Here is a 25993-nt window from a genome sequence, read left to right on the forward strand (position 1 = left end):
CCATGCGCTCATTTTCAGACAGAACATACTTAAACCTAAAAAGCTGCTAATCGTTGCTGAAATTGCTGTTTCGTGCTAATATATTTCAGTTGTTTTGCAGGTTGATTAAATTATATGGAAACAGAAAGTATGTGGAAAATTAAGTTTAGTTCGCTTAGACAAAGCTTTTGTTTAGCGTGTTTATGTGTTTTGGCATTGCTGCTAGGAGCCTGCCAAGAGACGACTGAATTGTCTGAATCTAAGGATAAGAGCCCTTGGCTGATTTTATCTGAGACAGCGGCAAATTCCCAGGTTAATCCATCTGAATCGCTTGACAATAGTGATCAAGAGACTGTTTCCACTCAAAATGTTGGTAATAGATTTGTAACAGAAACTATAAGCGAGGCTAATTCGAATGATAGTTTGCCTCTACCAGAAGAACCTAAAGAAACAAGTGAGAAGATAGAATATGAAAAAGCTAATTCTTCTAGCAAGAAATTAGAAGCTGTTAAAAGCGACAATAAAGAACTTTCAAACATTAATGCTGATTTAGAATCTGAAGAAGTGAAAGAGCTTAATTTGAATAGTTTGCCCAAGCGTAATTTGTTGCAACTAAATAGGCTCACCAATGCCGAAAGTGAATTAAGGCAGCTTATCAACGATGAACGCGATAAAGTTGGCTTGGCACCTTATTTTGATAACCCTGGTTTGACACGTGCCTTGGAAACTCAGCTAGTTTATAACATGCATTATTTGTTGGCGAAAAAATTTACAACTGGCCCTGATAATGCTTTGATTTTGGCTTTACATAGTGAAAAAGCAATCAATGAATCAGCTTTAAGTTCTTATTTTTCTAAGCAAATTACAGACAATGAAGTGAATCGTATCGCTTTAATTGGTGATGGTATGGATCAAATTAGTTTGCTTCTGCTTTATTGCGAACGCCAGGGCGATGACAATAATCATCACTATGTTTTTGCCGCCATGCCATGGAACTCTGCCTGGGCTACGGAAATGAATATCCAAAAGCTAGAGCCTGAAGTCAACAGTCATTTAGTAAATAGCCAAACGACGGCTAACTCGGTGGAAAAATGAAATTACAATATTTGAATCCTTGTTTAATTGAACATATTGCAGATTTAGGTGAGCTAAAGTTTGAAAAATGCAAACAAGCGATGTTCATGCCGTCTGCCTTTTATAAACAGATCAATGACGTGCCGGTTGAAGATTATTACGCTTTAGGTTATCGCTATGTCTTTGTTGATATAGATAATACCCTGATGCCACATGGTGAGCTAAAAGCAAATAGCGAGGCTAGACAAGCTGTTCAACGTTTTAAGTCAGCTGGTTTTACAGTTTATCTTTTTTCAAATGCAACTAATGCGCGATTGACAGCCATTTCACGGGATTTAAATGTGAATTATGTCGAGAAAGCTAATAAACCGGCTTTAAAGCCACTTCTAAGTTTTATAACTAAACATAATTTAGCTAGAAACACATGTATAATTATTGGTGATCAATTAATTACTGATATTTGGACAGCGAATAAAGCTAAAGTAGAGAGTGTTTGGCTAGAGCCGATAAGTGCAAAAGAGCTTTGGCATATTCGCCTAAAGCGGGGGATCGAAGCTTTACTTAGAAAAAAATATGCGATTACTACGCATTTTGATTGGATTTTACTCGTAAAAAAGCCAAAAATGCGTTAGAATTATACATTATTATGTTTTATGATGAGGACTGCCCGAGTGCTGCTTGGGTATGATGGAGGAAAATTAATGATTTCAGCAGGCGATTTTCGTAATGGCACTAACTTTGTTATGGATGGAAACATCTACACTGTTGTTGAGTTTCAGCATGTTAAGCCAGGTAAAGGTTCAGCCTTTGTTCGTACAACTTATCGTAACTTGAAGACAGGTGCAGTAGTTGAGCGTTCCTTTAACCCAAGTGAGAAATTTGAAGAAGGTACCATCGTTCGTCGTGATATGGAATATCTGTACAGCGATGGTGATTTCCACTATTTCATGGATGTCGAAACATACGAGCAATATCCATTTACAGATGAAATTGTGGGTGAGACAATGAAGTTCATCAAGGAAAACACAGTTTGCCGTGTCATTTCCTGGGAGAATGATATTTTATCAGTTGAGCCACCTCTGTTCGTTGAACTTGTAATTACGCAGACAGAACCAGGCGTACGTGGTGATACAGCAACCAATGCTACAAAGGCTGCTAAACTTGAAACTGGTGCAACAATCAAAGTTCCACTGTTTGTCAATGAAGGCGATAAGGTCAGAGTTGATACTCGTACCGGCGAATATATGGAAAGAGCTTAATTTTTCATGTTAAAGCCGTTATCAGTCAGATAACGGCTCTTTCTTAATCACGTAGGCGAAGAAATGGAGTTAAATCAGCATACACAATTGTTAAACCCAGCTAATTCTAATGAATCATTAACTGAAGCTAGTATTTATAGTCAGACTGCAGGTGAACGCACTTTATCTTTGGGCTTTATTGCCGAATATGCCAAAGAAGCTTCTTTGAAGACAGAGGGCGTTAAGAGCTTGGAGTTTAGTCTGATTGCTCATTTTAAGGAGTCGCTTGGAGTTGAACATGCTGGTAACGGTGTAGAAGTAGCTTATGTTGCTGATAATCAAGCTTTAATTATCACAGTTTATCCCGTAATTTATTATGGCTTTTCAATTCCTGATGTAGCATGGCAAATTCAAGAAAATGTTAAAGCCGAGGTTGAACGTCACACAGATTTGATTGTGGAAGAAGTGAATGTCCATATCAAGGATGTAAGTTTGTCGCAGCGACTACTTTGAGTTTACGATTGATAAAGGAGAGATGATATGCAAAAATCAAAGCAAATAATTTTAATGGTGTTTGCAATTATAGTCAGCTTGTTAAGTTGTTTTTCTTTGCTAACACTATATACAGGTTTTAGCTTTTTGCAAAATCTATTACAAACGAGAATATATGGTCAGATTGTGACTGTAAAAATAGCTTTTTCATTGCTTCTCTTGTTCGTGATTGTTGTCGCAGCTTATATCTTCTTGTATGCGCGTGAAAATGGTCGCATGAGTAAGCAACTTGTTCAAGCAACGGAATTAGGTAAGATCAATATCGACATGATGGCAATTGAAGCGATTGCTTTGAATGCTTGTAAGTCAGCACAAGCTGGTATCAAGGCAGCCAAAGCTAAAGCTGCTTGTGATAAGGACCGTAATTTGACTTTGACATTAGATTGTACAGTTTTTGCAGAAGTTGATATTCCAACTTATATGTCAAAGATTCAGGAACGCGTCAAAAAAGACGTAGAACGTTACACTGGCCTCAGCGTCAAAACTGTTTTAGTCAAAGTAAATAAAGTAGAGATAGCTGGTACCAAGTTAGATGGTAGACCATAGAGTACAGGTGATGTGAACGATGAAAAATTTTTTGTTGACATTTATTGAAAAGGCAAAAGAAAAGGATGCTGGCGTATTAGGCGCTAGTTTGGCGTTTTTAGTGGCCATGCTTTACTTGATTTTCGGCTTCTGGAAAACCCTTTTTCTTTTCTTGTTTACTTTTCTTGGGTATTATATAGGCAATCACTACTTCAATGATGAGGAAGAATTAAAGAACTTACTGGATAAGCTTTTTCCACCTGGTAAACATCACTGATTTATTAGGCAGATAATTTGCTAATTAGAATAGATGAGGAACGTTAAATATGAGTTTAAGGTATGTGCGAGAAATGTCTTTCCAATTATTGTATCAATTTGAATTTCAGCCAGAGCATATCGACGAACAAAGCGAACAATTTTTGAGTTTGGCTAAGCAACATGAGTTAGCAATGCAGGAACTTTATCATTTGAATTGGAATGAAACAGAACAAGCTGAATCAACGCAATTAGCCCAAGCTGTATATGCTGAAAAAGAAGCACTTGATGCTGTTTATGCGCCGCATTTGATTGGCTGGAAAATTTCTCGTTTGCCTAAAATTGATAAGATAATTTTGCGCTTAGCAACGTATGAGCTTTTGTATCGCAAAGAAGTACCTGTCAGTGTTATTTTGAACGAAGCAGTTGAACTTATTAAAGCTTACGGTGAAGAAAAATCGCGTGCCTATGTCAATGCTGTTTTAGGTAATGTTGTGAAATCTAATTTAGAGCAGATTGCGAATTTAAGGGAGATTGCACCTGAAAGCATCACTGAAACTATTAGCTATAAGTATGCTGATAATAAAGATTCAGCCGATAATAAAGAGTCAGTTGATTAGAGCTAGGATATGGGCGAAAGAGTAATAGTTACTGTTCATCAATTGAATAGCTTCATGACGAAGTTCATTGGGCACAATCAATCTTTGCAAAGCTTTTATATTCAAGGTGAAGTTTCTGGACATAAGTATTATCCAAGCTCAGGCCATCATTATTTCAGCTTGAAAGATGAACAAGCGCAAGTTAGCTGTGTTTTGTTCGGCAGCGTTGCTAATAACTTGACTACACCAATCAAAGATGGTGACAAGCTTATTTGCCTAGCCAGAGCTGGCTTTTATGCTCGTGATGGCAAATTTCAGTTATATATTTTACAAGTTGAACAACAAGGTCAAGGCCTTTTATATCAAAAATTCTTACAACTCAAGAACAAATTAGCTGAAGAAGGTTTGTTTGCACCTGAACATAAGCGACCGTTGCCAATTTTGCCTAAGCGTGTGGCGGTAGTTACGTCAGCTTCGGGCGCTGTTATTCGCGATATTATCAAAGTTGGGCGTTACCGTTATCCCAATTTAGATATTTTACTTTTCCCGTGCAATGTCCAGGGCGATTTAGCTGCTAGCGAAATGCTCAGAGCTATGCAAAAAATTCAAGTGCGCGATGATATTTCAGTCATTATTATTGGCCGTGGCGGCGGTTCCATGGAAGATTTGTGGTGCTTTAATGATGAAGCTTTAGCTAGAGCTATTTATCAAGCGAAAGTGCCTGTAGTTTCAGCTGTTGGCCATGAAACAGATTTTACCATTGCCGACTTTGTAGCTGATGTACGCGCTTCTACGCCTTCTAATGCTGCTGAGTTAGTTTTCCCAGATCAAGCCAGTTACCTTAAACAAATTGCAGCTTTACAAGCAAGGCTAATTACAGCTTTACAGCAGACCAACAAAATTGCCGCTACTCGTTTAGCCCTTTTAGAGAAGTGCCGCTATTTAACAGAGCCTGATTTATTGATAAATGAGCGCTTTGAAGTAGTTGATCGGCTTAAGCAGCGCATGTTACAGGCTTTGGAGTTGCCTTTAATCAAGCAAAAACAGAAGCTTGAACAACTTACGTATCGTTTGAAGCAGAGCCTTGCCTTAGTATACAAGCAGGCTGAACATAGTTATTTTGTACAGTATCAGCATTTACTTGCTACAAATCCTTTGCTACGCTTAGAACAAGGCTATGCCTATGTCAGCAAACAAAACGGCCAAAAATTAAGTAGTGTCAAGCAGATTACTGTCGGGGAACTGGTTGACTTACAATTGATTGATGGTAACCTAACTTGCCAGGTTGAGGCCAAACAAGAACTAAACAAACAAGTTAATTAGGGAGAATGAGATGGAAGAGAACAAGCAAGTTGATGCAGAATTAAGCTTTGAAGCTGCTCTTAAGGAGCTGGAAACAGTTGTTAATAAGATTGAAGATAAGGATACGACCTTAGACACAGCGATTGATTTGTTTAAGCGCGGAACGCAGCTCAGCAAAATTTGTGAAAACAAGTTGACCGATGCTAAAATGCGCATTAAACAATTGGTTGGTGACGAAGAACAAGAATTAAGTTCGAAGCAAGAAGCATAATTATTATAAGAAAAGGTGGCTTTCATGACGGAATCAAAAACGACGGAAGTGAACACACTGTTAGCAGATTTGCAAATGCAGATAGATGCTGAACTTAAAGCAATTTTAGCTAGTTTTAGCTTTGAGGCATATCTGACAAATAAGCCACCTGTTATTATGTCAAGTGAAAAAACAGCAGCTTTTAATATGGTTCAAGTCAAGCTTACAGATGCTGATCGATTGGCACAATCTAAATTAGTGTATGCCAAATTAATCGATGCGCTTAATTACAGCGTGCTTAGTGGTGGCAAACGCATCCGTCCTTTATTGTGTTTGCTTTGGGGCAATTATTGTTTAGCCTTAGCTGATTGCAAAGTCGATGATCTAGGCAAATTTAGAGCATTACGCACCAATTTAGCAAGCTTGTTACTTAAATTAGCCATAGCGATTGAATTGATTCATAGTTATAGTTTAGTCCATGATGATTTACCAGCTATGGATAATTCTACATATCGGCGTGGAAAACTAACAGTTCACAAGCAATATGGTGAGGCTGTTGGCATTTTAGCTGGTGATGCGCTTTTAACTTTAGCCTTTCAGCAACTTTCAGAGCTAGATTTTACACTTGATGCAATTAGCTATCAGCGCTTATTTTCCGTCCAGACTGAATTAGCTAAATTAGCTGGCATGCATGGCATGGTAGCTGGTCAGATGCTTGATTTGACAATTCAGACCAATGACTGTCAGTTGGAAGATTATTTAGCCTGTATTTCAGGCAAAACAGCAGCTTTAATTGAAGCTTCTATATGTCTGCCAAGCAAATTATTGGCTAATTTAACACCTAAATCACAGCAAGATTTAAGCAAAGTGGCTTATTATTGGGGCCTATTGTTTCAAATGCAAGATGACCGTTTGGATAAAAATGAAGTTGGCCAAGCAAAAAATATTTTGCAGTATATTAATGAAGCTGAATTAGCGAATTGGGAAAATGACTTGTGTGCATGGCTAAAAGTTAGCTTAGAAGCGATATTTGAACGTGAACGTTACGCTTTACCAGCTTGTGAAAATGCTAGGTTGACAGCCCTAGGCCAAATGGAAAATGCCTTGTTGATAGTACTTAGAAAATTGGAAAGAAGAAAGCAATGAAGCCAACGACGTCTGACTCTGAGTTCAGATTACATATTGAACAAAACTATCCCTTAATTGCCAAGGTGAACTTAGATTTAGCCAACTTAAAAAAATTCACAGCAACTGATTTGAGCCAACTTTGTCAGGAATTAAGAGCCTTTATTACAGAGCAAGTGGCATTGCATGGCGGCCATTTGGCTAGCAATTTAGGCGTTATTGAGCTGACGGTGGCCTTGTTAAGGACATATGATTTTACAAAAGACCGCTTAATCTGGGATGTTGGTCATCAGTGCTATGCCTGGAAAATTCTCACCTATCGGGCAAGTGGCTTTGCCCATTTGAGGGAAAAAGATGGCCTAGCAGGCTTTCCTAAACCAACTGAGAGTGAGTTTGATCATTTTGGAACTGGTCATGCTACAACTTCAATTTCAGCCGCTTTAGGTATGGCTGCAGCTTTCAAAGAAAAAGGCCTAGATCATAAGGTAATAGCTGTAATTGGTGATGGGGCATTGACAGGCGGCATGGCTTGGGAAGCTTTGAACAATATCAGTGAGCTAGAGCCAAATCTTTTAATCGTCTTGAATGACAATACCATGTCGATTGATAAGAACGTGGGCTTTGTGGCTGATGAATTAGGCAAATTGCGCTTGAATGCTGGCTATTTAGCTTTTAAGCTGAAATTAAAAACAAAATTGAATAATTTAGGTCAATTCGGCCAAACTCTTTTAAGAATTGGTCGTCTAAGTAAAGCTAAGCTACGTTCAAAATTGGGCAAAACCAGAGAGTTTTTCTGTGAACGTTACGGTTGCCGTTATTATGGCCCGTTAAATGGCCATGATCTCTTGCAGGTTGAAGCGAGTTTGCAAGGCTTAAAGACCTTCAAACGCCCAGCTCTCTTACATATTGTGACTGAAAAAGGCCACGGTTATGCACCAGCGACTAATGATCCAACGTCTTTTCATGGTGTGAAACGCAATGATGAGCGTCTATTAGCAGCTTGTTATGAAGAACCTTTAAAAACCAAAGTTGAAGCTAACAATAAGTTAAGTTATACAGATGCCTTTCAGCAGATGATTATGGAAATGGCGGAAAAAGAGGATTTTGCTTGTATTACAGCGGCAATGGCTTCAGGTACGGGTCTAAAGGCTTTTTCTGAAAAATATCCCACTCGTTTTTATGATGTGGGAATTGCAGAGCAACATGCCGTTTGCTTTGCAGCTGGTTTAGTTAGCCAAGGCGTTAAGACTGTTTGTGCCATTTATGATACGTTTTTGCAAAGAGCTTTGGATGCTGTCATCCATGACGTTTGCTTGCAAAATTTACCTTTGATCTTAGCCATCGATAGAGCCGGTTTAGTTGGGCAAGATGGGGCAACTCACCAAGGTATATATAGTTTGGCGTTCTTAGTGGCACTACCTAATTTGAAAATTATCAATTCTTCTGATCCATATATGTTGCAAGTATTTTTGCAGCAGGCTTTAAAGCGTAAATTGAACTATCCGCTTGCTTTGCGCTATCCGCGCGCTAATTTGGAATTGCCAGCTTTTCTACCTAAGGCTAGATTAGCGGAATATCAGTTGGATAGAACTTATGCCAATGTCTATGAGTTTGTTCAGACTATACCGCAAAATCTAGAGACTACAACTACAGATTGGTCGCAAATTGAGAATAGTGTAGAGCTTGCGCAATTTCTGAAGGCTCATGCCTATAAACTTAATCAGAAAGTTTTCGTAAAGACAGAACAAGCTGCAGCCAAGCCAACTTGTAAGTTTGCTTTGACGATATTAACGAGTGGTAGATTGGTGACAAATTGCCTACAAGCTCTATTTGATTTAATTTCACAGCATAAACTTGAACAGCCAATTTGCCTGATTGATTGCTTTGACTATAGTTTGAGCTTAGCAGAATTAAAGCAATCGAATAGTTTACTTAGATCTCGTTTGCAAGTTAGTGAACGGGTGCTTATATTAGAAGAGAGTAGTGGACTAAGTCCATTATATGCAGCTTTATATACAGACCTAGCTGATTTCAAGCATTGGCAGGTTATGGAAGTGAAGAATTTGGGCAATGATGTAATTGAACAGGGCGAAATTCCTGAGCTTTTAGCTAATTATCGCCTAGATAGAGCAAGTTTAGTTGAGGATATACCAGCTATTTTAGCGAAAGGTAAGGCTGTTAAGGAGGCAAAATCTAAGTGATAGAAACAAGTCAACGCAAGTTTACATATGCCTGCTTATACATAAATATGTACAAAGATCCTGAGCTTGTCCATAGCTTTGCGCTATGTCAATATTTGGTTCAATCTGGCTTAAAAATAGTGCTTGATGCTAGTGATAGAGCAACAATTACAGCTATCGAGCAGGCACTTTTAGCTAAATTTGCTAAGACTGAAACTAAAACAGTTCAATTCTTACAATTTCAGCTAGAAAAGCCAGCTGCTTTAACTGGCTTAGGCTTCTATATTGCCGTAGGCGGTGATGGTACTTTTTTGGAAGCTGTTCACCATGCACTTAGATGGCAATTACCGTTAGTTGGATTCAAATTAGGCCGCTTAGGCTTTTTGGCAGCTATGACAGAGCAGAATTATAACTTGAAATTAGAAGAGCTCTTGCATGGCAAGTTTGTTATTAGTAAGCGTTTGCTTTTAGCATGCCGAATTGAGTCTAAAGACGGCGAAATACGCAATTACACAGTGTTTAATGACTTGGTTTTGAATAGGAAAAATATTAGTCGAATTGCCAAATTTATTTTGCAGATTGATGGGACTTTAGTTGACGTTGTTCCAGCTGATGGCATGATATTGGCTACACCAAGCGGATCGACAGCTTACGCACTAGCTGCAGGTGGCGCTATTATTGACCCGAGTGCTGATGTGTTAGAAATTAGTCCAATTTGCCCACATAGTTTGCATAATCGGAGCTATGTTGCAGTTAGTTCTAGTCAAGTTATAGTTGAATTCCCAGAAGATCAGTTAGAAGAATTGTGTGTATTTGTTGATGGAAAATCAGTTCCAGATTTAAAAGTCACAGATAAGCTGACTGTGACAAAGGCTGCTGATTATAGCGAAATTTTGACTTTCCCAAATGACAGCTTCGTTGCCAACTTAGAACAAAAATTAAAGAACCATTGAGGCGAGAATATGCGAAAATATGTTAGACAAGCTAAGATTGCTGAATTAATTCAGGCTAATGTTATTACAACTCAACAGCAGCTTATGAACTTATTGGCTGAAGAGGAGATTTTTGTCAGTCAAGTTACCCTTTCGCGTGATTTACAAGAAATGGCTGTCGAAAAAGTGCGTGATGTACACGGCCAAATGTTTTATAGTTTGCCTGTGCGGACAGAGACAGAACAGCAAGATCAACAAGTTATGAAACAATTATTTCAGGTGAGCTGCGAGCAAGTTTTAGTCTTGGATAAGCTAGTTTGCATTCGTTTGCTCAAAGCAGCTGCGCCTATTTTGAAATTGTATTTCAAGCAGCTTAAACTCAAAGGCGTGGCAGCAATTATGACTGATACGGATGAAATTTGGTTACTTTGTTTTAGTAAACAAGATAGTGAAAAGGTGGGCAGATTTTTACAAGCTGTATTGCATGAAAGTACTTCTTATTAGGGTGATTGACGTCTATGCTTGAACATTTAGAAGTTGAGAATTTAGCTTTGATTAAAAATTGTGCTTTGGATTTTTACCCAGGCTTAACTTGTATTACAGGTGAAACAGGTGCTGGTAAATCTCTTCTTTTAACAGCTATACGAGCTATCACAGGGGCCAAATTAGATGCCAATTTATTGTGCGCTGATGGCGACTTAAAAGTCGCTGCTGAATTTACAGATGTTAAGCAATGTTTACCAAGTGACTTAGCTAGCAAAGTGCTTGCATCTGAGGCTGAATTTGGCGAAGATAGCCTAATTATCACACGCAAATTAACCCATACTAATCGCAATCGCATATACATCAATAATGAGTTAAGCAGTTTAACTTTACTTAGGCAGTGCGGGACTTATTTAGCTGATATTCACAGCCAAAATGAGCAGCAGGAGCTGATTAAACCTGAACGCCATTTGGAGTTCTTAGATCAATATGCAGGTCAGCCTGCCTTAGATTTGCTTAATGAATTAGCTGAACTTTTTAAACAAGATCAAGTCTGCAAACAGTCTTTGCAACATCTAATTGCCGATCCGAATAAGCGGGAAGCGGCCAAAACTAAATTGACAGATATGTTGTCTGAAATTCAACAAGCTAAATTAAAGACAGCGGATGAGCTTGACCTATTATTGCAAAAACGTCAAAAGTATGAGCATTTACAAAAGTTATTAGAAAACTTGCAGACAGCTAGCGCAATTTTGGATGGTACGGCAGGTGATAGTAATGCGTCGTTAAGCCAAAGCTTACAAGCTTGTTATAACGCTTTACAGAAAGCTGAGCAAATTAGTCCGAAGCTTGAGACTTTGACAAGTGCATGTAGCAATGTGCAAGCTATGCTCAATGACTTAGAGACAGATATTCAAGCGTATTTGCATACTTTCCAGTATCAGCCAGAGCAAGTTAAGCAGTTAGATGAGCGCTTGAATTTGCTTAATAACTTAATTAGTAAATATGCGCCCAAAACTATGAGCTTGCAGGAAGTTATGCAGTACGAAAGTAAATTGACTGAAAAATTGCAGCTTTTAGATGATACTGAGGCGACATTAAAAGATTTGTTAGCTGAACACAGTAATTTGCAGAGTAAAATGACACAACTTGCAGACAAATTACATGCAATTAGGCTTGAAGCTGGCCAAGCGTTAGCCAAAGACATGGAAGAGGTTGCGCACAATCTGGCTTTACCTAATTTGCAATTTGTCGTTAGTTTAGAAAAAGCTCAAACTCAGCCGATAACTGTCAAGGGTTATGATAAAGCTGAATTTTTATTATCAGCTAACTTAGGGCAGACACCTAAACCTTTAGCCAAGGTAGCGTCAGGCGGTGAAAGCTCCAGAATTTTCTTAGCGTTAAAAGTCATTCTAGCTCAAGCTTACAAGGTACCACTTTTGCTTTTCGACGAAATTGATCAGGGCATTTCTGGCCTAGCTTGTCAGCAAGTGGCACAGGCACTGAAGCAATTAAGTTTGCAACATCAAGTGATTTGCATCAGCCATCAGCCAGCCATTGTCGCCCAAGCTGAACATGTGTATACAGTGACGAAAACGAGCAATTTGGCTTTGCAGACAACTGAGAGTGAAGTTAGCGAATTGAATGAAAGTGAAATATTAAGTGAGTTGTCGCGCTTATTAGTGGCCCAATCTGATAGCACTGTCGGCCTAGAAGCAGCCAAAGAATTAAGGAAAGCAGCTTCAGATTACAGCCTCAGGCTTTAGGATAATGCAAATTAAAAGCTTCGTATTTGCCTAAGATTTCTTTTTGCTTAGGAAAGTGCTCAGTTATGAAGTTAGCCATATCAGCTTGTAAAGGCGCAAAGAGCACGTAGTAATCAAGCACTGAATTATTCGGGAAATGCACGGGATTTGCAAAGTTGAGCGCCCAAGCGTGCAGAGCTTGTCTTGGCAAACTTGCATTGAGTATTTGCATGGCTTGATATGCCTTTGTGCTTTTTATGAAATTGGCATTGCTTTTTGCTTGTGCTTGTAGTTTGCTAGGCTCTATATTGAGTAAGTTGGCCAAATACTTTATGTATATATCTGTGCTTAGAGGATTATCTGTGAATCTGAGACTATCTAGTTCTAATTTTTCGGCCAAAGGAATTTCTTTTTTGAACGAAAGCGTGCGCTCTTCATAAGGCAAGCGAGCCATTTCTGCCAAATTAGCTAAATCATATAGACTTTCACCAAGCAAAGGATGGCCCATGCTTAAAAAGTGCAACCTTATTTGGTGTGTGCGCCCAGTTAAGAGTCGGCAAAGGACCAAGCTAACGTTAGTAGTTTGATCATAAGCTAATTTACGAAAGAGTGTTAAGCAACTTTTACCTTTTTCTAGGCAAATTCTCCGTTCAAGAATTGATGCTTCTCTACGGCAAATAGGATAGGCACAATAATTACAAGTTAAATTCGCTGAATCTGACAGAGAAAGTTCTTTGAGTAAGCCTTTTTCCATCTCTATTTGTAGCTCTTTTTGCTTAAATTCAGGCACAAATTCTTCGCCAAAGTTACTTGCTTCTACATCACCATAAACCAAAGTTAAGTAGTATTTAGCCAACGAAATTTGGGTTAAAACAGAGTGGGCATGCGAGCTTGTGGCAAGTATAACGAGGCCAGAGCTGTCTTTGTCCAAGCGATTGACCAAATGCAGATCTTGCTTACTAATTATCTTTGTTAAGGCACTATCAGTATGCCAATAATTAGGCTGAGTCAACATATTAGCTGGCTTGTTCGCCGCAATGAACCAATCGTCTTTATAGACTATATACGATGCAGCATCGGCGCTTAATTCCAGTTCATTTACTTGAGCATCGTCACAAATTTCAGCAATATCACCAGCTTTAACTGGCACAATGAGATAGCAATTTTCACCGTTCAATTTGAAATAGCCTTGAAATTTAATTTTTTTAATCCGGCGATTCGAAAAAGCGTAGTGTTTGCGCAGAGCATCAACTGCTCTTAAGCCATCATCTTTTGCTTGAAATTTAATTGTTAGTACCAAACTATGCTCCTAATTAGTAAATTTTTCTAAAATTTTATCTAAGTCCAAAAGTAGTCAAAGATGCTAGATTAGCCTGTTTGTGTTAATTACTTAATCTTAGCTTGAGTTGAAGAAAAAGTGGTTTTATATTACCATAGTTTTGTTATTTTTATTTACTAAGTTTAACAGTTGTTGATATATTTAGGCTTTTGCTAGCGCCTGGCATAGCTTATGCGGGGTAAGTTTAAGCTTGAGCTTAAGGTAAACTTACAACTTAATAGATAATTAAATGAACTTTGACAATTGAATATGGAGGTGTTGAAGATGTGGCAAACTATTTGTGCTGCATGTGGCCTAGTTGTGGGCTATGGAATAACATACTTCCTCTTTAACTCGAAATTTAGTAAAATTCGGCAAGCCTTGCAGGCCGAAGAGAGCCAATCAAAAGCAAATGCTAATGAGATTATTGAAGAAGCTAAGAAGCAGGGAGAGAAGTTGAAACGTGACTATCTCATGCAAGTTAAGGAAGAGGTCCACAAAGCTAAGGTTCAGCTTGACCAAGAGATAAAGAATGAGAAAGATAATTTTGCCAAAGAGCGTAATCGTTTGGAGCAAAAAGAAACAAATCTTGATCGCAAACTTGAGCAGAGCGAGCAAAAGAAAGTTCAGCTTGATGCACGTGATAAGCAATTAACTGAACGTGAGACAAAATTGCAAGCTTTGGAGGCTGAACGAGAAGTGGCTCTACAAGAAGTTGCTTCGTTGAGTTTGGAAGAGGCAAAGCAGCAAGTCTTAGAAATCGCAGAGAAACGCTATTATCGTGACATGGCAATCATGTACAAGCGTATGGAAGACGAGATGAAAGAAAAAGCCGATGAGCAAGCTCGTTCCATTGTGGTTACTGCTATACAACGCTATGCATCTGACTTTGTTTCAGAGACAACAGTTTCTGTCATCGATTTACCTAACGATGAGATGAAGGGTAGAATTATCGGACGTGAGGGCCGTAATATCCGTTCCTTTGAAGCTATTACTGGTGTTGACATTATTATTGATGATACGCCAGGTGCTGTTGTTATTTCTTGCTTTAATCCTGTTCGACGCGAGATTGCTAAATTAACGTTGGAGAAGTTAATTCAAGATGGACGTATTCATCCTACTCGTATCGAGGAAATGTACGAGAAGTCAGCTCGTGAAATAGACCAGATGATTGTTAAAGCTGGCGATGAAGCAGCTTTTGAAACTGGTATTATTGGTATGGCTCCAGAAGTTAGACATTATTTGGGCCGCTTGAAATATAGAACAAGTTATGGCCAGAATGTTTTGCAACATTGCATTGAAGTTTCTAAGTTAGCTGGTATGATGGCAGCTGATTTGGGCCTAGATGTTGATATGGCTAAGCGTGCAGGTCTTTTGCATGATGTTGGTAAATCATGTGACTTTGAGATTGAGGGTACCCATGTTGAGTTGGGTGTTGAGATTGCTAAGAAGTACAAAGAGCCTGATATTGTTGTCAATGCAATTGCAGCTCACCATGGCGATTGTGAGCCTAAGAGTGAGATAGCAGTTTTGGTCATGGCTGCTGATGCTATTTCGGCTGCTCGTCCAGGTGCTAGACGTGAGAATCTGGAAACTTATGTGAAGCGGATTGAGAAGTTGGAGAAATTAACCGAGTCATTTGAAGGTGTTTCTAAAGCTTATGCAATTCAGGCTGGGCGTGAGATACGTGTTATTGTTAATCCTGAAATGGTTGACGATGCAGAGATGACGCTAAAAGCTCATGAAATCTGTCAAAAGATTGAGGAAGAATTAGCTTATCCAGGCCAAATAAAAGTCAGCATGATACGTGAAACTCGTGCTGTTGATTATGCGCGTTAGACGTTATTGATTAAATAAGAAGCTCTAGTTGGTTTATACCGGCTAGGGCTTTTTTAGTGTAAAGTAATATTGTCTATATATTAACTATAAAAACTGACAGATTGCACAATAATTAGTAGATGCCATACTTTTTATTTAGTTATATGCTAAAATTGAAAGTGCAAATTATGTTAAAGCTATTTAATCGCAGTTCAATTTTGGAGATTGAATTAGCTTAATAGCTCAGGAGGTTTTTTATGGATAGGACAGAAGCGTCCATTTCTAAGGTTCCCGTTACTAAAGAAACTACCACAATGAGTTTAAGAACTATCACTTTGATGGCTTTTATGACTGTTTGGGGCTTTGGTAACGTTGTTAATGGTTATGCCTTTTTCAATGGCGTTAAGTCGATCATCAGCTGGGTGATTGTCTTCGTACTCTACTTTATACCATATTCATTAATTGTCGGCGAACTTGGTTCAGCTTTTAAGGAATCTGGTGCTGGCGTTTCGTCTTGGATTGAAAAGACGTTTACTAAAAAACTTGCTTATTATGCAGGTTGGACCTATTGGGTTGTCCACTTGCCGTATATTTCTCAGAAACCGATGAATACAATTATTGCACTTAGCTGGGCTGTATTCGGTGATAAACGTGTTAAGGACTTTAACATTTATTATGTGCAAATCACATGTATCTTAATTTTTGCCATAGTTTTGTTCCTTTCCAGTTATGGCGTTAAAATGGTTAAGTTCTTAAGCTCGATTGCTGGTGCGTGCAGCGTAGTTTTGTGCTTCCTGTTCATTTTGATGGCAGTTGCAGCTCCATTCATCCGTGGCACAGCTATCCAATACAATAACTTACCTACAGATCTTTCTACCTATGTACCGAATTTTGATTTCAAATATTTTGCTGACTTCTCGATCTTGATTTTCGCTGTTGGCGGTTGTGAGAAAATTTCGCCTTACGTCAACAAGATGAAGAAACCAGGTCGCGAGTTCCCAATTAGTATTATCGTGATGACAATTATGGTTATCGCTGTGGCTTCATTAGGTACAATAGCATTAGCTTTAATGTTCGATCCAACTGTTCCACCAGAGGAAATGTACTCCATGGGTGCTTACTTGGCTTTCCAAAAATTAGGTGTTTGGTATGGCTTAGGCGATTTGTTCGTCAAGATCTATGCAATTTCAATTGCTATCACGCAGTTTGCGGTTATGATTCTCTCCATCGATGCACCATTGCGTATGTTGATTGAGTCTGCTGATGATGAGTTTATTCCAGCTAAATTTAAGCGACAGAATAAACATGGTTCTTACATCTATGGTATGCGCATGATTGCTGTTGTCGTGTTTATCCTTTTGGTCATTCCTATGATTGGTATTGGCAGTGTCAATGAAATGGTTAAGTTCATGTTGAAACTTAATTCTGTATGTATGCCATTGCGCTATGTCTGGGTTTTCTTGGCTTATTTCGGCGTTAAACGTTTGACAAATGTACATCCAGAATATGTTATGACTAAAAATAAATGGCTGGGTAAGGCGATCGGTATCTGGTGTATGGCTGTGACAACTGTTTTCTGTGTTTGGGGCATGTATTCAAAAGATGTATTCAGAATGGTCTTGAATTTCTTAACACCATTCATTCTCCTTGGATTAGGTGCAATTTTACCAATGATTGCTAAGAAACAAAAACATGTTAAGTAAACTTTACATAATACGTTAAGTAAACTTTATGTTTTCAAAGCTTTAGGGAGTCGCTGAACGGCTCCCTTTTATTGTACGAAAATGCAGACAGAAACAAGAAAATATGGTGTTTTTGGCAATTAGGCTCTTCAAAATGTACAAAAATTTTTACACAATATGCGTTTTATTTTGTAGCATGCTAAAATCCCATCTTTGACAGTTGAAAGAAGATAAAAACTCAGGAATACCCCTAAATTTAGGGATAAGCTGAGCTTTAAGTTAAACAAAAAGTATTGAGTAATTAAATGCCTTTTCTAGTTAGATTAATAATTTTTCTTAGATCCCCCACAGTTATGCCTTTAAAGTCAGTTCTAAAATAAAAGGCTTTGTGAAAAGCATCGGTAATATCGGTTCTGGTGTAATTAGGCGTATAGCCCTCATTAGGAATAATATGTAAACTCATTTTCTTTAATTGAGAGATAGCACATTTAGGTGAAATAGGAGCAGAATTTTTAGGCAGAGAAGATTTAACTTTGGCTAAAAAGATTTTAAAAATCTGTAAAGCGAGGAAACAAGTTAGGAAGTGAGCAAGGATTCTATCGTCATTTTGTAAAAAGACAGGTCTAGCCTTAAATTTTGTTTTGAGCATTCCAAAAGCATCTTCAATTTGCCATCTTTCATGGTTAATTTTGCGAATTTCACAAGGATCATCATCAAGATTGGTGCAAGCAGCGTAAAAGCCATCATATTTAGCAGCTTCCAAAATAGCTTTCTCATCTAAAGCATAAACATGCTTTACTACAAATTCACCATCGTTAGTCATGGAATAATCCTTAACATAACGCAAAGGATCATTAGGTCGTTTTCTAGAAATAGAACTAGGTTGTTCAAGCTTCTTACAAGCCCGCTTTAACTGTTCGTTACGGACATCTTCCAGATATAGCTTGTATTTCAAGGAATAAGTAACAATTAGTTTTTGCTCTAATCCATTCTCCTTAATCCACCTTGCTTTGTAATATGTGCGTTCTAACTCTTTATAGTCATTCTCATCAATGGCGCTTAAACAATATAATTTGTCACTGCTAGGTAAATTCCAACCGTTAGGATCTAAAGCCTAGTCTTTTAGGAACTATTTAAGTTTTTTAATCGATTGAGTGGTAATAAAAGCTCTGTCTATAAGGCTGTTAAATTGTCTGTTTTCTAAGGAAGATAAACCAGCATCAGTACAAACTACAAATTTAGCCAACTTGAAATCATTAAGAATTTGTTTGGTTAAAGGTTTTAAGGTAGTTTGTTTGTTGGTATTACCAGAATTAATAGAAAAAGCTAATGGCAAGCTGGAAGCATCAAGGAATAAGCCCATTTGGACAACAGGTAATGGTCGCTGCTCCTTAGAAGCACCGTATTGTTTAAGGCCAGAGGCTTTCTTAACTTCGAAGAAATAGTTAGTGCAATCGTAGAAAAGGATTTTATCTTGACGTTTAATAAGCCGCTTGCTTTCCTTGTAGACCCATTCTTGGAAAGTGTCAGAATTATTAGAAAGACATTCTAAGGCACGGTAAACAGCGTGTAATTGGAAATTAGGTCTTTCAAAATAAGACTGAGCAATGTCAAAGCTAGAGCGCTTGGAAGAAGGATCAAGGATACGAGTATAAATTAGTTTGGCAAGAATATCAGAGATGTCAAAATCGAATTTACGTTCAGAGGCAAATTTGACAAAAAAGAGGGGTTTCAGCACTAATTTTCCGAATGTTTACATTTTTACTTCATTTCTCAACTGTCAAACTTCCGTGATTAACTTCAAAAACTATAAAAGTGCTTGACATTGTGCTGAAAAAAAGCTAAAATGTAGAGCGCTTGCAAATTATTAAGGAGGAAACTTCTATGAAAATGACGTTTCAACCAAAAAAGAAACAAAGAAGCCGCGAACATGGTTTCCGTAAACGTATGAGAACTGCTTCAGGTCGTGAAGTTTTACGCCGTCGCAGACAGAAGGGCCGTAAAGCTTTAACTGCGTAATTACATCGTTTTCTATTTTGAGAAAAAGGGCTGCATTCGTAGCCTTTTTTTATCGTTATTATATTGTGATGTTGTGATCACTAGCATATAGGGAAGGAATTAAGGGGAGAGATGGCAGATTTGCCGCCACTTGCACATTTACGTCGCTATAATCGCTTAAAAGCCAGTTATAGTTTTTCTAAGACGATGCAGAAAGGCCAAATGTTTCCAGGTAGATATTTAACTTGCTATATTTTACCTAAGAAATACGGTCCGCTTCGTCTAGGCGTTGCGTGCGCCAAACGTACCCCCAATGCCGTCTGGCGCAATTACTATAAGCGCCGCTTACGGCAGGCTTATCAGTCTAATTTAGAATTTTTGCGTAGCCTTAATTTAGGCTCGCTTGATTGTGTACTTTTGGCTAAACATTTTCCTAACAAAGTTAGTGCAGCAGATTATTGCCGTGACTTTTCTAATATCTTACATAATCTGTCGCTTCATGTTAGAATAAAGCGGTAGTTTTGTTTAACAAGGAGAATGTTATGTTTTCGTCCAGTGCCATGTTGTTAGAGCCACTGTACACGCTATTTGGTACTATTTTGCGTGGACTCTACAATTTAACCGGCAACTACGGTGTAGCTATTTTAGTTTATGGTGTGGCTATCCGTATCTTGCTGATGCCATTTAATATTAAGCAACATAAGAATTCATTGCGCCAACGTGCTTTGCAACCGAAATTAGCTGAATTACAGCGAGTCTGTGGCAAGGATAAGATGCGCTATCAGCAAGAGATGATGGAACTTTATAAGCAAAACGGTGTTTCATTAACAGGTGGCATGGGCTTTATGTTCTTAACCGTTTTGTTAATGTGGCCAATTTATCGTGTTGTGCAAGCTCCATTGACTTATTTGAGTTCGATTTCAGTTGAATCATTGCATAAGATTGCTGATTTTATGGCAGCTAAAGGCTACATTGCACAGACTGTTGCTAAAAGCATTGAGACAACCAATTTGGATTTGATCAAAGCTTTGCATAATAGTCCTGCTGCATTGGCCGAGGTTGTCAATCAGGGCTTGATGAAGGCACAAGACTTAATCAGTTTGGATTTCTTTGGTATAGATATCGGTTTGACACCAACTTGGAATATTACAAGCTATTTTGGTGAGCATTCTGAAGTTTGGTTACCAATTTTGCTTATTGTTATTCTTAACTTGATCACATCAATTTTCCCACAGATGTTGAACAGTCGCTTGAATCCAATGCTTGCTAAGAGCAAGGAGGCCAATGATTTGGCTAAGACAAATCCAGCTCGGACAGCTGAGAACAATTCAGCAGATACTATGAACCGTTCCATGATGATTACGATGCCTGTGATGATGCTCTTCTTTTCCATGATGATGCCAGCTGCAATGACTTTGTACTGGATCGTTGGTAACTTAATGATGATGCTACAGACATATTTGTTCTACGTCATTTACACACGGCCATACAATGATCTGATGCAAAAAGCTAATTCAACTTCCTTGAAGACAAGAAGTGAAGTAGCGAAAGAGCTAGCCAAACAGTAATTTTTGATGATTATATTTTAGTTTATTGGTATATAACTTAAAGGAGACAACATGAGAAGCATAGAAGTCAAAGCTAAGACGATTGATGAGGCAGTTAGCCAAGGTTTAGCCCAATTAGGATTAACGAAGGATGCTGTAGTGATTAAAGTTTTACAAGAGCCAGAAGCTGGATCATTTTTGGGCTTTGGGCGTAAATCAGCAATCGTTCAATTAACGGAATTAGATGAGGCTACTATTGAGCAAACGAAAGCTGACGAAACACCAGTCAATGCTAAGTCTGCAGCTGAGAAATTTATTAACGATATTCTCAATAATATGCACGTTGTTAATGTCTTGAAGTGCGAAGAAGACGAAGAGTCATTACATTTCAACATTTCAGGTGATGATTGTGGTATTTTGATTGGTCGCCGTGGCGAAACGTTACGTGCTTTACAGTATTTGACATCACTTGTTGTACATCAAGCTGGTAGTGATAAGCGTGTTATCCTTGATGTGGGCGATTACTTTGAGAAGCGCAAGGACGCTTTGATTAAGCTGGCTAAGCAAACGGCCAAGCGCTCATTAGAGAACGGCAATGCCTATGAATTGAGTCCAATGCGCTCGTTAGATAGACGCGTTATTCATGAGTGTTTGACAGGCATCAAAGGTATTTTGACATATAGTGAGGGCGATGAACCTAACCGCTATGTTGTTATCGATTTAAGCGAAGATTATGTACCTAATATGCCAATCCCAGAAGAACTTAAAGATGTAGATGAGAATGAAGAAGTCTGATTGACTTAACAAGCAATTTATGATGCTTAAAGGCTGCTATGACGCTTGGTTTTAGCAGCTTTTTCCATAGGAGATAATTTTGATGGTAAGCGATGATGTGATTTGTGCTTTTGCGACGGCTGAGGGCTTAGCTGCTTTAGCTGTTTTACGAATTTCAGGTGCAGGTTCTGCTAATTTAGCTGATAAGATCTTTCGCTTTGGTCCCATCAAATCTGAGCTTAGAGAAGCTAAGGCTGATTCGGCTTTGACGAAGCGAACGGTTGTTGGCTTGAAAGGCTATCAAGCTGCTTACGGCCATGTCGTAGATCCTTTGACGGGTGAAATTGTCGATGAAGTTGTCCTGACACGGTTTAAGGCACCTAGATCATATACTGGTGAAGAGATGGTCGAAATTTCCTGCCATGGTGGTGCAATTAGCAAAATGAAATTGCTTACAGCTTGTCTTAGAGCTGGCTCTAGGATGGCCACAGCGGGCGAATTTAGTAAGCGTGCCTTTTTGAATGGCAAATTTTCTTTGATTGAAGCCGAGGGCTTAGCAGATTTATTGAATGCCGAAGCTGAAGAAGCACAGACTCTAGCTTTACAGCAACTAAGCGGTGAGCTTGGTTACAAATTCAAGCAAGTCAGAGATTTACTATTAGAATTTGCCGCTAAATGTGAGATGGGAATTGAATACCCAGAATATCCTGAGTATGATATTGAGCAAGTTGAATATTTAAGTAGATTAAAGGCAATTAAGGACTTATTAAGTGACTTATGTGCTGGTTATGATCAGGGTAGAATTATCAAGGAAGGAATTAAAATAGCTCTATTAGGCGCCCCTAATGCTGGCAAATCAAGCTTAATGAATGCTTTGGTGCATGAAGATAAAGCTATTGTTACGAATATTCCAGGCACGACGCGTGACGTACTGGAGGCTGAAGTTAGGTACAAGGGCTTACTTTGTCAATATTGTGACACAGCTGGCTTACGAGCTGGTGCTGATATTGTCGAACAAGAGGGAATTAAGCGGAGCTTCAAGACGGCGTTAGAAGCTGATGTTGTACTTTGGTTAATTTCCGTATTACCCAGGGAAAACAGTGCAAATTTGGCAACTGACAGCCTGATTGAACATAACCTGACACAGGCAATTTTACCAAGTACAGATTTATTAGCTCAATTTGAAGCCAAAGGAACGCAGGTCTATTTTGTCGTTTCTAAATCTGATTTAGCTGAACAAGCTGAGATTAAAGCCAAAATAGAGGACTTATATGGCGAAAAATATAAAGTTTTGAGCTGTTCCGTTTTGCAAGCCAATAGTTTAGCTTTTTTACAAGCACAAATTTATGCATACTATCTTAGCTTGGGCAAAGGTAAGAGTCAGGCTGTTAGAGTTAGTTCTTATCGGCAGTACCAAGGACTTTACAATATAAGTTGCATAATTGATACTTTAACAGCTGATTATGGTGAGACTATACCGCCTTTAGATGTGCTAGATCAGATGTTGCAAGCTTGTATTGAAGAGATAGAATTGTTGACTGGAGAGAAAGCTGATGAAGCTGTTTTAACCACAATATTCAGTAAATTTTGCGTCGGGAAATAAGTTCATACGAGGATGAATTATGCAGATTCAATATAGGGATAAATTAGAACAAGAATTAAGTGATCAAAAATATTTTATTGCAGATAAGTTGGCTGTAGCAGTGGTTGGTGCAGGCCATGCTGGCATTGAAGCGGCTTATGCTGCTAGTAAAATTGTTGACAAAGTTGGCCTTTTTACTTTATCGCTTGATGGTTTAGCTAATATGCCGTGTAATCCACATATTGGTGGAACAGCCAAAGGTCAATTAGTTAGAGAAATCGACGCTTTAGGTGGCCTTATGGGAGAGGCAGCTGACTACAATGGTATTCATTTTAGAATGCTTAATTTATCCAAAGGACCAGCTGTATATAGCCCGAGAGCCCAAATTGATCGTAAAGCCTATCAGCGCTATATGAAACATCGCTTAGAAAAAGTGAGTAACATTTACCTTAAACAAGCTGAAATAGTTGACTTGCTTTGGACAGAAGTTGATGGCCAAAAACAAATTTTGGGTGTCATTTCTCGTTACAGAGCTGTTTATTTAGCTGACAAGGTCGTAATTTGTAGCGGCACTTATTTAAGCTCCGAAATTATTGTCGGACAGGAAAAATTTAAGCAAGGGCCAGATAGCCAAGCTTACGCTGAATATTTGAGCGCTAATATTGCAAAGTTAGGTTTGAAGATGCAACGCTTCAAAACAGGTACACCTGTGCGTATTCATCGTCGCTCTTGTAACTTTAGTGGTATGGAGGAACAGACAGGCGACAAACAACCATTTTGCTTTAGTTTCACTAATACCCTTTCTTACAAAGAGCCAGATGATACATCTAAAGCTCATCCTCTAACTGAGCCTGAACAACAAAGCTGCTTTGTAGCTTATACGAATGAAGAAACGCATGAGATTATTCGGAAAAATATCGATCGTTCGCCTTTATTTAGTGGCCTAATTTCTGGCACAGGTACAAGATATTGCCCGTCTATTGAAGATAAGGTAGTTAAGTTTAGCGATAAAAATCGGCATCAGTTGTTCATCGAACCTACAGGTTTAGATACAGAAGAACTGTATATTTCTGGTTTATCTAGCTCTTTGCCAGAAGATGTGCAGATGCAGGTTTTGCATAGCATTAAAGGCTTAGAAAAGGCAGAAATGACAAGAACAGCCTATGCCATTGAATATGATTTGATCGATCCGTTGGAGCTTAATTTAACTTTGGAGTGCAAAAAAGTTAATGGACTTTATTTTGCCGGTCAGATGAATGGTAGTTCTGGTTATGAAGAAGCTGCTTGTCAAGGTTTAATGGCAGGTGCGAATGCGGCATTAAGTTATGTCCAGGCAGAACCATTAATCTTAAAACGTAATCAGGCCTATATCGGTGTTTTAATTGATGATTTAGTGACTAAAGGTACAGCTGAGCCATATCGAATGATGACTTCGCGGACGGAATATCGTTTATCGCTAAGACAGGATAATGCTGATGAAAGATTGAGTGATTTAGCCTACAAAGCTCATTTGATCAGTCAAGAACGCTATGAACTTTATCAAAAGAAGATGGCAGCCATCAAAACTGAGCTATCTAGGTTGAAAACTGTTTATGTGACACCTGAACAGACGCATATTTTCTTAGCCGAGTTGAATTTGCCTGATTTAACGCAGAATTTTAATCTTTATGATTTATTTAGACGCCCACAGTTTAATTATGCTACGACCAAAGCCTTTGACACTGAACGACCAGATTTAGCCCCAGAGATTATGTTTGCAGTTGAAACAAAGCACAAGTATGCTGGTTATATCAAAATAGAGCAGGAAAGAATCGATCGCTTCGTGAAATTAGAAAGTCGGATTTTACCGTCTGATATTGACTATACCCAATTACAAGGCTTGCGTTTAGAGGCTAGACAAAAGTTACAAGCACTGAGACCAGTGAATTTGGGCCAAGCAAGTCGTATATCTGGTGTTTCACCAGCCGATATTTCAGTTTTAGTTGTTTATTTGGAGACCTATCGCCGTGAGCACAAACAAGCAGAAAAATGATAATTTGAGCCTTAAAGCCTTAAGACCGCTTGTAATTGAAGCTGAGGAATTACTTCGATGTCAAGTTGTGGTTTGTGAATTAGCCTACGCGTTGAGTGGTTGGCTAGATGCTGTACCAGCTTTGGTGGAATTAACTTTGCCTGTTACATTTGAATTAGAGATAATTGGACAGAGCGAAGTTAATTTAGACTTAAAAATTGAATTAGCTAGTGAGCCTAATTGGTCAAAAACAGCTATTCAAGCACAGCAGTATGCTGAAAATATTCGTAAGAATTGTACATTTAGGCTTACTAAGCGCCAATATGAGCAGATTTTGCAATATTATTATCTGCGTACGCTATTTAATTTGCGTATTAATCTCAGCCGCTTGCTTGATAGTGCGCAAATTGTCAATGCTGATATTCAAGATTGCTTTTACTTGCTAGAGGCATTAAATTGTAAGGAAGATATCGCATCAAAGGTCCTAGATATTGGGACAGGTTCAGGCATCCCGGGCCTTTTATTAGCAATTTTACGACCGAACATGCAGATAACGTTGTTAGATACCGTTCAGAAAAAACTCGCGTTTATCGAACTTGCTTTGCGTGAACTTGAGCTGAATAATTGCCAATTAGCTTGGGCTAGAGTGGAAGACTTTGCGCATACAAAGGCGCGCCAGAGCTTTGATTATGTACTTAGTCGAGCCGTTTCGCCTTTAGCTACTTTACTTGAATATAGTTTACCTTTGACAAAGGTAGATGGTTACAGCTTATGCTTTAAGACAAGTTTGGAAGCTACGACAGATGCTAACAAGTTGTTTAATGTTCTAGGGGCAGTACAATGTGCATCATATGTTTATCCAGAGGAACCAAATTCTGATTTACAGCATCTAATTCTCAAATTTCAGCAAAAACAAGTGATAAAACAAGAATTTCCTCGCAATTTGAACTTGCCAAGAACGAAAAGTTTAGATATAATACAAAAGCTCTAATGAGTTGTGTTTATGGACTTGACTCTCACTGCA

At 38.5% G+C, this 25993-nt stretch carries 24 protein-coding genes and 1 pseudogene; 23 read left to right on the forward strand and 2 right to left on the reverse strand.

The genetic code is table 11. The annotated features are described in order from the left end of the window. Positions 1 to 228: 228 nt before the first annotated feature. The 14 genes from PYS62_RS02230 (at position 229) to PYS62_RS02295 (ending at position 12260) form a co-directional block, all read left to right on the forward strand. The gene (locus tag PYS62_RS02230; protein WP_315574136.1) at positions 229 to 1074 is read left to right on the forward strand and encodes a hypothetical protein; all 846 of its coding nucleotides are present in this window, start codon (positions 229 to 231) and stop codon (positions 1072 to 1074) included. Beyond that, positions 1071 to 1685 carry a YqeG family HAD IIIA-type phosphatase gene (locus PYS62_RS02235; protein ID WP_066714681.1) on the forward strand — a complete coding sequence of 205 codons (615 nt, stop codon included), beginning with the start codon at positions 1071 to 1073 and terminating at the stop codon, positions 1683 to 1685. Before PYS62_RS02230 ends, PYS62_RS02235 begins: the two co-directional genes overlap by 4 nt. A gap of 69 nt (positions 1686 to 1754) precedes the next feature. Beyond that, positions 1755 to 2312 (forward strand): elongation factor P, encoded by a 558-nt coding sequence (gene efp, locus PYS62_RS02240; protein ID WP_066714679.1) that lies wholly within the window; start codon positions 1755 to 1757, stop codon positions 2310 to 2312. Positions 2313 to 2375: 63 nt separating this feature from the next. After that, complete coding sequence (locus PYS62_RS02245) at positions 2376 to 2804, forward strand: Asp23/Gls24 family envelope stress response protein (RefSeq protein WP_066714677.1); 429 nt, start codon at positions 2376 to 2378, stop codon at positions 2802 to 2804. A 27-nt stretch (positions 2805 to 2831) separates the two neighbouring features. Next, complete coding sequence (amaP, locus tag PYS62_RS02250; RefSeq protein ID WP_066714676.1) at positions 2832 to 3389, forward strand: alkaline shock response membrane anchor protein AmaP; 558 nt, start codon at positions 2832 to 2834, stop codon at positions 3387 to 3389. A 19-nt stretch (positions 3390 to 3408) separates the two neighbouring features. Continuing rightward, positions 3409 to 3645, forward strand: a complete 237-nt coding sequence (locus PYS62_RS02255) for a DUF2273 domain-containing protein (protein ID WP_066714672.1) — start codon at positions 3409 to 3411, stop codon at positions 3643 to 3645. Positions 3646 to 3694: 49 nt separating this feature from the next. Next, a complete protein-coding gene (gene nusB, locus PYS62_RS02260) occupies positions 3695 to 4243 on the forward strand; it encodes a transcription antitermination factor NusB (RefSeq protein WP_066714671.1) in 549 nt (182 codons plus the stop codon). A 9-nt stretch (positions 4244 to 4252) separates the two neighbouring features. After that, positions 4253 to 5545 (forward strand): exodeoxyribonuclease VII large subunit, encoded by a 1293-nt coding sequence (xseA, locus tag PYS62_RS02265; RefSeq protein ID WP_066714669.1) that lies wholly within the window; start codon positions 4253 to 4255, stop codon positions 5543 to 5545. Positions 5546 to 5555: 10 nt separating this feature from the next. Then, positions 5556 to 5795, forward strand: a complete 240-nt coding sequence (gene xseB / locus PYS62_RS02270) for an exodeoxyribonuclease VII small subunit (protein ID WP_066714667.1) — start codon at positions 5556 to 5558, stop codon at positions 5793 to 5795. Between the two features lie 24 nt (positions 5796 to 5819). Continuing rightward, positions 5820 to 6920: a polyprenyl synthetase family protein gene (locus PYS62_RS02275; RefSeq protein ID WP_066714665.1), complete on the forward strand. Its 1101-nt coding sequence runs from the start codon at positions 5820 to 5822 to the stop codon at positions 6918 to 6920. Continuing rightward, positions 6917 to 9100 (forward strand): 1-deoxy-D-xylulose-5-phosphate synthase, encoded by a 2184-nt coding sequence (dxs, locus tag PYS62_RS02280; RefSeq protein WP_066714664.1) that lies wholly within the window; start codon positions 6917 to 6919, stop codon positions 9098 to 9100. The genes PYS62_RS02275 and dxs overlap by 4 nt, the downstream gene beginning before the upstream one ends. Then, positions 9097 to 10032: an NAD(+)/NADH kinase gene (locus PYS62_RS02285; protein WP_066714663.1), complete on the forward strand. Its 936-nt coding sequence runs from the start codon at positions 9097 to 9099 to the stop codon at positions 10030 to 10032. The genes dxs and PYS62_RS02285 overlap by 4 nt, the downstream gene beginning before the upstream one ends. Positions 10033 to 10041: 9 nt before the next feature. Next, on the forward strand, positions 10042 to 10515 hold the full coding sequence (locus PYS62_RS02290) for an arginine repressor (protein ID WP_066714661.1): 474 nt from the start codon (positions 10042 to 10044) through the stop codon (positions 10513 to 10515). A gap of 14 nt (positions 10516 to 10529) precedes the next feature. After that, a complete protein-coding gene (locus PYS62_RS02295; RefSeq protein ID WP_066714659.1) occupies positions 10530 to 12260 on the forward strand; it encodes a DNA repair protein RecN in 1731 nt (576 codons plus the stop codon). Here PYS62_RS02295 and PYS62_RS02300 read toward each other — a convergent pair. Further along, a complete protein-coding gene (locus PYS62_RS02300; RefSeq protein ID WP_066714657.1) occupies positions 12250 to 13539 on the reverse strand; it encodes an RluA family pseudouridine synthase in 1290 nt (429 codons plus the stop codon). The two genes, PYS62_RS02295 and PYS62_RS02300, sit on opposite strands and share 11 nt — an antisense overlap. A gap of 303 nt (positions 13540 to 13842) precedes the next feature. On the opposite strand from PYS62_RS02300, the gene rny reads away from it, so the two are divergent. Both rny and PYS62_RS02310 read left to right on the forward strand, forming a co-directional pair. Then, entirely contained in the window at positions 13843 to 15396 is a 1554-nt protein-coding gene (gene rny, locus PYS62_RS02305; protein WP_066714655.1) for a ribonuclease Y, read from the forward strand. Positions 15397 to 15689: 293 nt separating this feature from the next. Next, entirely contained in the window at positions 15690 to 17078 is a 1389-nt protein-coding gene (locus PYS62_RS02310; protein ID WP_066714918.1) for an APC family permease, read from the forward strand. A 280-nt stretch (positions 17079 to 17358) separates the two neighbouring features. Here PYS62_RS02310 and PYS62_RS07530 read toward each other — a convergent pair. Continuing rightward, positions 17359 to 18795, reverse strand: a pseudogene (locus tag PYS62_RS07530) (IS1634 family transposase). Positions 18796 to 18941: 146 nt separating this feature from the next. Between PYS62_RS07530 and rpmH the strand changes: the two are divergent. The 7 genes from rpmH (at position 18942) to rsmG (ending at position 25960) form a co-directional block, all read left to right on the forward strand. Further along, positions 18942 to 19076: a 50S ribosomal protein L34 gene (gene rpmH / locus PYS62_RS02325; RefSeq protein WP_066713027.1), complete on the forward strand. Its 135-nt coding sequence runs from the start codon at positions 18942 to 18944 to the stop codon at positions 19074 to 19076. A gap of 111 nt (positions 19077 to 19187) precedes the next feature. After that, positions 19188 to 19574: a ribonuclease P protein component gene (gene rnpA, locus PYS62_RS02330; RefSeq protein WP_066713030.1), complete on the forward strand. Its 387-nt coding sequence runs from the start codon at positions 19188 to 19190 to the stop codon at positions 19572 to 19574. A 23-nt stretch (positions 19575 to 19597) separates the two neighbouring features. Next, positions 19598 to 20623, forward strand: a complete 1026-nt coding sequence (locus tag PYS62_RS02335; RefSeq protein ID WP_066713031.1) for a YidC/Oxa1 family membrane protein insertase — start codon at positions 19598 to 19600, stop codon at positions 20621 to 20623. A gap of 51 nt (positions 20624 to 20674) precedes the next feature. Next, positions 20675 to 21397 (forward strand): RNA-binding cell elongation regulator Jag/EloR, encoded by a 723-nt coding sequence (gene jag / locus PYS62_RS02340; RefSeq protein ID WP_066713032.1) that lies wholly within the window; start codon positions 20675 to 20677, stop codon positions 21395 to 21397. An 82-nt stretch (positions 21398 to 21479) separates the two neighbouring features. Further along, positions 21480 to 22979: a tRNA uridine-5-carboxymethylaminomethyl(34) synthesis GTPase MnmE gene (gene mnmE, locus PYS62_RS02345; RefSeq protein WP_066713037.1), complete on the forward strand. Its 1500-nt coding sequence runs from the start codon at positions 21480 to 21482 to the stop codon at positions 22977 to 22979. Positions 22980 to 22998: 19 nt separating this feature from the next. Next, a complete protein-coding gene (gene mnmG / locus PYS62_RS02350) occupies positions 22999 to 24990 on the forward strand; it encodes a tRNA uridine-5-carboxymethylaminomethyl(34) synthesis enzyme MnmG (protein ID WP_066713039.1) in 1992 nt (663 codons plus the stop codon). Next, positions 24965 to 25960, forward strand: a complete 996-nt coding sequence (rsmG, locus tag PYS62_RS02355) for a 16S rRNA (guanine(527)-N(7))-methyltransferase RsmG (RefSeq protein WP_066713042.1) — start codon at positions 24965 to 24967, stop codon at positions 25958 to 25960. Before mnmG ends, rsmG begins: the two co-directional genes overlap by 26 nt. Positions 25961 to 25993: the final 33 nt, after the last annotated feature.

Origin of the sequence: Amygdalobacter nucleatus, assembly GCF_029167365.1 — a bacterium.
GTDB lineage: Bacteria > Bacillota > Clostridia > Saccharofermentanales > Fastidiosipilaceae > Amygdalobacter > Amygdalobacter nucleatus.

Bases quoted from the DNA above. Each gene is read 5' to 3' on its own strand.
- PYS62_RS02255 (WP_066714672.1), top strand. From the start codon at position 3,409: ATGAAAAATTTTTTGTTGACATTTATTGAAAAGGCAAAAGAAAAGGAT.
- efp (WP_066714679.1), top strand. From the start codon at position 1,755: ATGATTTCAGCAGGCGATTTTCGTAATGGCACTAACTTTGTTATGGAT.
- PYS62_RS02275 (WP_066714665.1), top strand. From the start codon at position 5,820: ATGACGGAATCAAAAACGACGGAAGTGAACACACTGTTAGCAGATTTG.
- dxs (WP_066714664.1), top strand. From the start codon at position 6,917: ATGAAGCCAACGACGTCTGACTCTGAGTTCAGATTACATATTGAACAA.
- rnpA (WP_066713030.1), top strand. From the start codon at position 19,188: ATGGCAGATTTGCCGCCACTTGCACATTTACGTCGCTATAATCGCTTA.
- PYS62_RS02310 (WP_066714918.1), top strand. From the start codon at position 15,690: ATGAGTTTAAGAACTATCACTTTGATGGCTTTTATGACTGTTTGGGGC.
- xseA (WP_066714669.1), top strand. From the start codon at position 4,253: ATGGGCGAAAGAGTAATAGTTACTGTTCATCAATTGAATAGCTTCATG.
- mnmG (WP_066713039.1), top strand. From the start codon at position 22,999: ATGCAGATTCAATATAGGGATAAATTAGAACAAGAATTAAGTGATCAA.
- PYS62_RS02335 (WP_066713031.1), top strand. From the start codon at position 19,598: ATGTTTTCGTCCAGTGCCATGTTGTTAGAGCCACTGTACACGCTATTT.
- jag (WP_066713032.1), top strand. From the start codon at position 20,675: ATGAGAAGCATAGAAGTCAAAGCTAAGACGATTGATGAGGCAGTTAGC.
- amaP (WP_066714676.1), top strand. From the start codon at position 2,832: ATGCAAAAATCAAAGCAAATAATTTTAATGGTGTTTGCAATTATAGTC.
- nusB (WP_066714671.1), top strand. From the start codon at position 3,695: ATGAGTTTAAGGTATGTGCGAGAAATGTCTTTCCAATTATTGTATCAA.
- PYS62_RS02295 (WP_066714659.1), top strand. From the start codon at position 10,530: ATGCTTGAACATTTAGAAGTTGAGAATTTAGCTTTGATTAAAAATTGT.
- rny (WP_066714655.1), top strand. From the start codon at position 13,843: ATGTGGCAAACTATTTGTGCTGCATGTGGCCTAGTTGTGGGCTATGGA.
- xseB (WP_066714667.1), top strand. From the start codon at position 5,556: ATGGAAGAGAACAAGCAAGTTGATGCAGAATTAAGCTTTGAAGCTGCT.
- PYS62_RS02235 (WP_066714681.1), top strand. From the start codon at position 1,071: ATGAAATTACAATATTTGAATCCTTGTTTAATTGAACATATTGCAGAT.
- rpmH (WP_066713027.1), top strand. From the start codon at position 18,942: ATGAAAATGACGTTTCAACCAAAAAAGAAACAAAGAAGCCGCGAACAT.
- mnmE (WP_066713037.1), top strand. From the start codon at position 21,480: ATGGTAAGCGATGATGTGATTTGTGCTTTTGCGACGGCTGAGGGCTTA.
- PYS62_RS02290 (WP_066714661.1), top strand. From the start codon at position 10,042: ATGCGAAAATATGTTAGACAAGCTAAGATTGCTGAATTAATTCAGGCT.
- PYS62_RS02245 (WP_066714677.1), top strand. From the start codon at position 2,376: ATGGAGTTAAATCAGCATACACAATTGTTAAACCCAGCTAATTCTAAT.